At 49.1% G+C, this 230-nt stretch carries 1 pseudogene; it reads right to left on the bottom strand.

The features are described 5' to 3' along the window. Nucleotides 1-230 (bottom strand): annotated as a pseudogene (locus AAEY79_RS16635) (alkene reductase); the annotation flags it as partial.

Genomic DNA, 230 nt, shown 5'->3' with positions numbered 1-230 from the left:
CCTTTGGGGTTTGATAAACCAATTCGCGCATTCTAGGCACAGTGCCTTCCACGACTTGTGCTGAAGAAGATAATACATCGCCACCACCAAAAAAGTGCGGGTGTGCAACACGGCCGGTATGCCAAAGCTGAGCAAAGATTTTACCGTTATTTTTGTGTACGGCATCGGTAACGACACGCCAGCCATCAATTTGAGCCGGGGTAAATAAACCTGGGGTATTTGGGTAGCCC

The sequence above is a fragment of the Psychrobacter sp. GW64-MNA-CIBAN-0177 genome, assembly GCF_040309585.1.
Taxonomy (GTDB): domain Bacteria; phylum Pseudomonadota; class Gammaproteobacteria; order Pseudomonadales; family Moraxellaceae; genus Psychrobacter; species Psychrobacter okhotskensis.
The sequence above is the reverse complement of the archived record's forward strand: the minus strand, read 5'-3'. Positions and strand labels throughout refer to the sequence as shown.